A 6,617-nucleotide genomic window follows, 5' to 3' on the forward strand; every position below is an offset into this window, starting at 1 on the left:
CGGGCCAGACCGAACAGCTCGACCAGGGTCTTACCGGCCGACGCCATGGCGTCACGCGGACGCATGGCCTGCTTGGTCTCGACGTCGACGATCAGCTTGTCGAAGTCGGTGCGCTGCTCGACACGCGTGGCCTCGACCTTGTACGTGACCTTGAGCACCGGCGAGTAGATCGAGTCGACCGGGATCCGGCCGATCTCCTGGCCGACCTGCTTGTTCTGCACGGCGGAGACGTAACCGCGGCCACGCTCGACCGTCAGCTCCATCTCCAGCTTGCCCTTGCCGTTGAGCGTGGCGAGGACGAGGTCGGGGTTGTGCACCTCGACACCGGCCGGCGGCGCGATGTCGGCGGCGGTGACCAGACCCGGGCCCTGCTTGCGCAGGTACATCACGACCGGCTCGTCGTGCTCCGAGGAGACGACCAGCTGCTTGATGTTGAGGATCAGGTCGGTGACGTCCTCCTTGACGCCCGGCACGGTGGTGAACTCGTGCAGGACACCGTCGACGCGGACGCTGGTGACAGCGGCACCGGGGATCGAGGAGAGGAGGGTGCGGCGGAGTGAGTTGCCGAGGGTGTAGCCGAAGCCCGGCTCCAGCGGCTCGATCACGAACCGGGAACGGAACTCGTCGACGACCTCTTCGGTCAGGGACGGACGCTGAGCGATCAGCACGGGGTGTTGCCTCCAGTGGTTTGGCGCCCGCTATGTAACGCCGTGGACACCAGGAAGGGTACGGGTCATACGGGCGATACGGTCTCCGAAGAGGCCGAACGGCCCATCTCCTCAACTCGGCAGGCACACGGTGACAGGGAGACAGACCTGCCAACGCGCCGTTTCCAGCTGGCATGTCCTGGCATGTTCTGGCACGTCCTGGCACGTCCGACCGATCAGCCGACGCGCCCTTCGGCATGGTGACGGCCTCGGCCAGCTGCGACAGCCCCTCCTGGGTGAGGTCGCCGAGATCGGCGCCCCAGTGGAGCACGGTGGGCAGGCCGTTGCCCCGCGGGTCGAGCACCCGGCTCACGCCTGCTGCCCGGAGATGGATGAGTCTTTCACCGCTTCCGCCTCGGTATCGACGTCCGCGGCGAGTTCGCCGGCCCGTTGCGCGCCGCGCAATGTGGGTGGGCAGGGCAGTGCTGACCGCGGATGTGGGCGCTGTCGGCCGGGATCGCTCAGGGGCGGGCCTGAGATGGGGGGGATCCGCAGCGCGGGTCACACCGCCGGCCTGCAGGAGCTTGCCGAGATCGGCCGTGGTCTCGGCGGAGCCCCCGGGGAAGGCGAAGGAACCGTGGAAGGCGCCGGGAAAGGGGTGGAGTTCGGTGGGTGTGCCGGCCTGGATGAGGCGCTGGGGCCCGCATTCGCGAGGCGACCGTGCTGGTCACAGCCCTCACGCATGGCTGTGACCAGCACGTCGCCAACAGGCCCTAGTGATGCGCCTCGGCGTCGAAGCCCGCGGGAGCCCGGTCGAGGAACACGGTGACCGAGCTGATCCGGCCGTCCTGGTCGAGCTGGATCACATCCGTTCCGGTGGCGAAGGACGCGCCGTCGCCGTCGCCGGTCAGGATCTCCCACTGGAGCCTGGCGCGGTGGTGGTGGACCTGGGGCCGCTCACGCAGGCGAAGCGCAGCGGTGCCCATGTGAGCGACGAACTGGTTCCGGAAGTCCATCAATGCCTGTGCCCCGCTGAGGATCCCGATCTCTGCGCGGTACTCGACCCCATCAGCGAGGGCCGCGGCCGCGAGTCGGCGCTGCTCCGGTTCAGTGCCGGCGTTCCAGAACCGCACGTACTGTTCGAGCTGTTCGAGTTGCTCGACGACGGCCTCGGTCTCGGTCTCGGCCTCGGTCTTGAGCCGGGGCTCGGGCTGTGCTGTCGACTCGGTCATGGCCGGTGTCCCTTTCGTCCGGTAGATCACTGCGCTACGAGTTGTGCATCCGCCTCCGACTCTGGGTCCGCCGGCGCGGGCTGTCGATGACCTGTGAGGTCATTGCCGTCGCGCGCGAGGCCGGGCAACCTTCAACCCATGACGACCACCACCGAACCGGTCGGGGTGCTGGTGCGGCGCTGGCGGGAGCGTCGGCGCCGCTCGCAGCTTGACGTGTCGCTCGCCGCCGAGCTGTCCACCCGGCACCTCAGCTGCATCGAGACCGGGCGCGCGAACCCCAGCCGGGACATGATCCGGCGGCTGTGCGACGAGCTGGACGTGCCGCTGCGGGAACGCAACGCGCTCTACCTGGCCGCGGGCTTCGCCCCGGTGCACGCCGAGCGCGCCCTCGCCGACCTGGGGGCGGCGCGCGCCGCGGTGGAGGCCGTCCTGACCGGACACGAGCCGAACCCGGCGCTCGCCGTCAACGTGCGCTGGGAGTTGCTGGCCGCGAACCGGGCCATGGGAGTTTTCCTCGGCGACGCGGCGGGGGAGTCGGCGCGGTCGCCGTTCAACGTGCTGAAGGCGACCCTGCATCCCGACGGCCTGTCCCGGCGCATCCGGAACCTCGCGCAGTGGCGGGCGCACGTGCTGCGCCGCGTCCGCCGCCAGCTGGAGCGGACGTCGGCCGCCGGCCTGGCGGAGTTGCTCGCGGAGCTGGAGAGCTACCCCGTCCCCGAGGGAGACGTGGGCCAGGCCTCCCCGGAAGGGGCGGTGGACGACCTGGTGGTCCCGCTGAGGCTGTCGTCCGAGTTCGGCGAACTCGCGCTGCTGTACACCACGACGGTGTTCGGCTCGCCACGGGACGTGACGCTCGACGAGATCGCCATCGAGACGTTCTTCCCGGCGGATCCGCGCACAGCGGCCACGATGCGCGCGGCTGTCGCCCAAACCGTCACGGCGACACTTACGGCTTCGCCCTAGAAGTGGACCGGGAAGTGGACTGGAAAAACGCACCGGCTTCCTGCGAGGAGCCGTTCGGCACCCCGGCTACTGCGGGGCTGCCTGCCAAAGGTGCGCCCGCATGTGGCGGGTTGCCAGTCGTGGTGCCACGGGAGTATGAGCGCTGATGGTCATACGGCCTCCCCTCCGGGTGCGGCGACCCCTGCCGTGTTCTCGACCGACAGCAGGGAGTTCTGCCGTCCGGAGCCGAGCCAGCGCACCAGGGCCACCAGGGCGAGGGCGAGGATGGCGAGGGCGATGAGGATGGCGCTGACGGCGGTCACGCTGGGGTCGATGTCGAAGGTCAGGGAGTTGTAGACCTGTACCGGCAGGGTGACGGTGTCGACGGAGGAGAGGAACTGGGAGATGTAGAACTCGTCGAAACTGGTGATGAAGGAGAAGATCGCGGCGGCGATCATGCCGGGGGCGGCGAGGGGGAAGGTGATCTTCCGGGCGATGGTCAGGCGGACGGCGCCCATGCTGGCGGCGGCGTCCTCCAGCCGTTCGTCGATCCCGCGCAGAGTCGCCACCAGGATCAGCACCGCGATCGGCGAGGCCAGCACAGTGTGGCCGAGGGCGATGGCGAGCGGGCTGCCCAGCATCGAGGCCGGTTCGAAGAGCAGGAACAGGCCCAGCGCGGTGACGATCTGCGGGATGAGCAGCGGCCCGAGAACCAGGGCGTAGACCGCCGAGCGCAGCGGGAGTTCGCTTCTGGTCAGCGCGGTCGCCGCGGTGACGCCGATGATGAGTGAGAACACGGTGCTCAGGGCGGCGATCAGGGCGCTCAGGGAGAGTGCGGCCGGCCATTTGCTGCCGTCGGCGAACAGCGCCTTGTACCAGCCGAGCGTCCAGGAGTCCGGCGGGAACGCGGCGAAGGCGTTGTTGCTGAAGGAGGTGACGAGGATGACGATGATCGGCAGCGCCAGGAACAGCAGGATCACGGTGGCGACCGCGGTCAGCGCGATCCGACCCGCGAGGGTCTTGCGCAGCTCCATCATGACGTACTCCTCTTCTTCCGGCTGGCGCCGAGGGAGCTGACGAGCTTGACCAGGAGCAGTCCGCCGAGGGTGAGCAGCAGCAGGATGACTCCCTGAGCGGCTGCCCCGTTCCATTGGTTTTCCTTGGTCACCTGCTGGTTGATGAGGGTGGCGATCATCGTCTGGTTCGGGCCGCCCATCAGGGCGGGGGTGATGTAGTAGCCCAGGGACAGAATGAAGCTGAGCAGTCCGGCGCTGGCCAGGCCGGGGGCGACCAGCGGCAGGTAGACCCGGCGGAAGATGGTCACGCGTCCCGCGCCCATGCTGGACGCCGCCGCGAGCAAGCGGCGGTCCACGCCGCGCATCACGCCGTAGAGCAGCAGCACGGTGTAGGGCAGCATCATGGAGGTGGTGCCGATGACCACGCCCAGTTCGTTGTAGAGCAGCTGGAACGGCGCCCCCGGTACCGACATGGCGGCCAGGGTCTCGTTCACCAGGCCCTTGTCACCCAGCAGGATGATCCAGCCGTAGGTACGCACCAGGGCGCTGATGAAGTGCGGCACGACGACGACCAGCATGGCCAGTGCCGCCCACAGGGGCTTCAGTCGCGAGATCGCGTTCGCCAGAATGAACCCGAAGACGAGGCTCAACAGCGCTGTCTCCGCGGAGATCCGCAGCGTGGTGAACAGGACCGAGAGATTGACGCCGGTCAGCGCCTCGGCGTACCAGTGCAGGGTGAGCGAGCCGTCGGCGTTCTTCAGGCTGAGGAACAGCGTGGTGAAGATCGGGTAGACGAACAGCACCAGCAGGTAGACGACGACGGGCAGTGCGTAGAGGATGCCGACGCGGGTCTTGCGCGAGGCCAGGAGCTTGCGCGGACGAGCCGGGGCGTTGGCGGTGAGGGTGGCGGCCATGGCTCACCCGCCCTGTTCGGTGGGGAAGAGGTTGACGTCGTCGGGGTCGACGGTGATGCCGACCCGCTCGCCGGTGACGGGGCCGCGGCCGGCCGGAACTTCCAGGCGCAGCAGTGGCGCGTCACCGCCGTCGATGCGCACGCCCGCGCGGACCAGGGTGCCGACGTACGTGGCGATCTCGACCGTGCCGGTACAGAAACCGTCGTCCGGGGCACAGGCCCGCAGCCGGCCCGGCTGGACGGCGACCTTGACCGGGGTGCCGGAGGCCAGCTCGTGACGCCGTGCCTTGATCAGACCGCCACTCCGATCGAGGCGGACCACGGTGTGATCGTCGGTGTTCTGCAGTACGCGGCCGGGCAGGAAGTTGGCCGCGCCGAGGAAGTCCGCCACGAACGGGGTCCTGGGACGTTCGAACAGCTCCCGGGGGGTGTCGAACTGCTCGATCAGGCCGTTGCGCATCACCGCGATGCGGTCCGACAGGACCAGTGCTTCTTCCTGGTCGTGGGTCACGTAGATGACGGTCAGGCCGAGTTCCTGCTGGATCGTCTTGATCTCGATCTGGAGCTGGTCGCGGAGCTTCTTGTCCAGGGCACCGAGCGGCTCGTCCATGAGAATCACCGGCGGCCGGTAGACCAGCGCCCGGCACAGGGCGACACGCTGCTGCTGACCACCGGACAGCTCGCGCGGCTTGCGGCCGCCGAACTCGGACAAACCGGCAATCTCCAGCGTCTCCCCGACCCGCTTGCGGATCTCGTCCTTCGGCACGCCGCGCAGCGTCAGCGGGAAGGCGACATTCTCGCTGACCGTCATGTGCGGGAACAGCAGGTACTGCTGGAAGACGAACCCGAGGTTGCGCTTCTGCGGGGCGAGCTTCGTGACGTCGCGGCCCCCGACGGTGATGGTGCCGGAGTCCGGTTCGCAGAAGCCCGCGATCATCATCAGGGTCGTGGTCTTGCCCGACCCGGAGGCGCCGAGGAAGGTGACGAACTCCCCGGCCGCGATCTCCATGGACGCCTCGTCGACCGCGACGACGTCCCCGTACGTCTTGCGCAGGGCCACTACCGACAGCGCTTTGCCGGTCGCAGTGGCCTGCTTGCCACCGGCCACCTCGACGGACGGTGTGGCGATACCGAATTCAGCCACGAGCCCACTCCAGCCAGCGCTTGGTGACGGCGGTTTCGTTCTTCAGCCACCAGTTGATGTCCGCGTCGAAGCCCTTGTCGTAGTACTGCGGCGCACCGGCGAGTGCGTTGCGCTCGTCCTCGGTGAGCTTGGCGTATGCCAACGGAGAGGAGGGGTTCGACGGGAATGCCTTGGCCAGGTTGGCCTGGCTCTCGGGGCGCAGCGCGAATTCCATGAGCTGGTAGGCGGCGTCCACGTGGGCCGCGCCCTTGGCGATGGCGTAGCCCGAGAACTGGCGGCGCATGCCGTTGAGCTGCCGCGCGACAGGGACGCCCTGCTTCTGCAGATCGGCGATCCGGCCGTCCCAGACGGTGGACATCGTCACCTCCTGGCGGCTGAGGAGCACACCGGGGAGCGGGCCGCTGTCCCAGAACTTCTTGATGTCGGACCGCAGCCGGGTCAGCACCTTGAAGGCGTGGTCCAGGTCGAGCGGGTACAGCTTGTCCATCGGGACGCCGTCGGCCAGCAGCGCGAACTCCAGCTCCGGCAGGTCACCGTCCGGGCTGACCATCGCACGGCCACCCGTGAAGGCCTTGGTGTCCCAGAAGTCCGCCCACGACTCGGGCTTCCTGCCGCCGAAGGCATCCGTGCGATACGCGATGCACTGACCGTAGAAGCTGTGACCGATGGCATGGCCGGTGACCTGGTTCTCAGGGATCTTCGCGCTCTTCACGCTCTTGATCC

The 6,617-nt window shown here is 68.5% G+C and carries 7 protein-coding genes; 1 reads left to right on the forward strand and 6 read right to left on the reverse strand.

Features of this window, described 5'->3' with window-relative positions:
* Both CA983_RS38950 and CA983_RS38955 read right to left on the reverse strand, forming a co-directional pair.
* Positions 1–668, reverse strand: a 668-nt coding sequence (locus tag CA983_RS38950) for a DNA-directed RNA polymerase subunit alpha (protein ID WP_086605430.1), incomplete at its 3' end; no start/stop codon positions are given.
* 752 nt (positions 669–1,420) lie between these two features.
* Complete coding sequence (locus tag CA983_RS38955) at positions 1,421–1,879, reverse strand: nuclear transport factor 2 family protein (protein ID WP_244207285.1); 459 nt, start codon at positions 1,877–1,879, stop codon at positions 1,421–1,423.
* A 138-nt stretch (positions 1,880–2,017) separates the two neighbouring features.
* Between CA983_RS38955 and CA983_RS38960 the strand changes: the two genes are divergently transcribed.
* Positions 2,018–2,842 carry a helix-turn-helix domain-containing protein gene (locus CA983_RS38960; RefSeq protein ID WP_086605431.1) on the forward strand — a complete coding sequence of 275 codons (825 nt, stop codon included), beginning with the start codon at positions 2,018–2,020 and terminating at the stop codon, positions 2,840–2,842.
* 149 nt (positions 2,843–2,991) lie between these two features.
* Here the strand turns inward: CA983_RS38960 and CA983_RS38965 are convergent, their stop codons facing one another.
* The 4 genes from CA983_RS38965 to CA983_RS38980 form a co-directional block, all read right to left on the reverse strand.
* Complete coding sequence (locus CA983_RS38965) at positions 2,992–3,858, reverse strand: ABC transporter permease (protein ID WP_086605432.1); 867 nt, start codon at positions 3,856–3,858, stop codon at positions 2,992–2,994.
* On the reverse strand, positions 3,855–4,751 hold the full coding sequence (locus CA983_RS38970) for an ABC transporter permease (RefSeq protein ID WP_086605433.1): 897 nt from the start codon (positions 4,749–4,751) through the stop codon (positions 3,855–3,857). The genes CA983_RS38965 and CA983_RS38970 overlap by 4 nt, the downstream gene beginning before the upstream one ends.
* A 3-nt stretch (positions 4,752–4,754) precedes the next feature.
* Positions 4,755–5,894, reverse strand: coding sequence for an ABC transporter ATP-binding protein (locus CA983_RS38975; RefSeq protein WP_086605434.1), 1,140 nt, complete (start codon positions 5,892–5,894; stop codon positions 4,755–4,757).
* A partial coding sequence (locus tag CA983_RS38980) for an extracellular solute-binding protein (RefSeq protein ID WP_086605436.1) occupies positions 5,887–6,617 on the reverse strand: 731 nt, incomplete at its 5' end. The genes CA983_RS38980 and CA983_RS38975, both read right to left, overlap by 8 nt.

The sequence above is a fragment of the Streptomyces swartbergensis genome (assembly GCF_002148965.1).
Lineage (GTDB): Bacteria > Actinomycetota > Actinomycetes > Streptomycetales > Streptomycetaceae > Streptomyces > Streptomyces swartbergensis.